This is a genomic window from Microbacterium sp. UBA3394 (genome assembly GCF_002358725.1).
GTDB classification, from domain to species: Bacteria; Actinomycetota; Actinomycetes; order Actinomycetales; family Microbacteriaceae; genus Microbacterium; species Microbacterium luteum.
In genome coordinates this window covers 1-1151 of the sequence record NZ_DEPK01000022.1, presented here as the reverse complement: position 1 = coordinate 1151, position 1151 = coordinate 1, and the positions used below count along the sequence as shown (strand labels likewise).

Genomic DNA, 1151 nt, shown 5'->3' with positions numbered 1-1151 from the left:
CAGGGGCGCCCCGAGTTCGGCCTCGGTGAGCGTCCGGATCGCGTCGAAGTCGACCGGAGGCACCTCATCCTGCAGGCCCTCGAGCTCGGCGGTGATCTCGGGCGGCAGCACGTCCAGGCGCGAGGACATGAACTGCCCGACCTTGATCATGAGGCCGCCCAGCGCCACGGCGAGGGTGTGGAAGTTCCGCGCGAGACGCTGCAGTCGGCGCGCGCGTCCGCGGGCGGCGAGTGAGGCCAGACCGATCCGGGGCAGGAAGAGCTCGAACCACCAGGCCTGCAGCATGTATCGCGCGGCGAAGCGCAGAATGCGTCGGTAGCGCGCGCGGGTATGCCGCACGTCGGTCATCGAGCCTCCTGTACGCGATGCCCGAAGCCGACGTGGGTCGGCATCCGGTCAGTCCTGGGCGAGGATCGAATAGAGCTTACGTCGTGCCTCGTCGAGGACTCGCTCCGCTTCGGCGACCTGCTCCGCGGTGCCGTGCTGCGCCACCTGCGCGGCGGCCTGCGCGAGCTTCACACCCGCCTTGGGAAGCGTCGCGGCGCGCGCCGCATCCTTCATCCCCGGCATCTCCCACGGCGCCGAGCGCTCTCCACTCGACTCGGCCTCGGCCCGTCCCGCCTCGGTCAGGGAGTAGGTTTTCTTGCCCCCGGACTCCTCCGCGACGACCAGGCCCTCGTCGGTGAGCATCTGCAGCGTCGGATACACCGAACCGGGGCTCGGCTTCCACATCCCCCCGCTGCGCTCGCCGATCTCGGCGATGATCTGATACCCGTGCATCGGCTTCTCGAGCAGCAGGGCGAGCACCGCGGAGCGCACGTCGCCGCGGGCCATGCGCGTCGGGAACCGCTGCTCGAAGGCCTCGCGCAGCTGGTCGACGGCGTCGAAGATGCCACCGCCGGTGAAGCCGCGCCCGGGGCCGAACTGCCCAGATGAGAATGACGTGTTCACGAGAGATCCCTTCTTCGCCGGCCGATCGGCGGGCGATAGTGGACGATATATCGCCACTGTACGCTCGCGCGAAGCCCCGATGGGTCCTTCTCAGGGAGTTGCCAGCGCCGGACGCCTAGCGCCAGAGCACGACGCGCCGGTCCCCCACCTCGACGACCTCGGCCGGCGTCTCGTAAAGGGATTCCAGGTTCTCCGCGGTG

Annotated in this window: 1 protein-coding gene and 1 pseudogene; both read right to left on the bottom strand. The window is 69.6% G+C overall.

The window, feature by feature from the left end; all coding sequences use genetic code 11:
* A pseudogene (locus B4E30_RS00885) lies at positions 1-348 on the bottom strand (AarF/ABC1/UbiB kinase family protein); the annotation flags it as partial.
* Positions 349-396: 48 nt separating this feature from the next.
* Positions 397-951 (bottom strand): PadR family transcriptional regulator, encoded by a 555-nt coding sequence (locus B4E30_RS00880; RefSeq protein WP_228480747.1) that lies wholly within the window; start codon positions 949-951, stop codon positions 397-399.
* Positions 952-1151 lie beyond the last annotated feature (200 nt).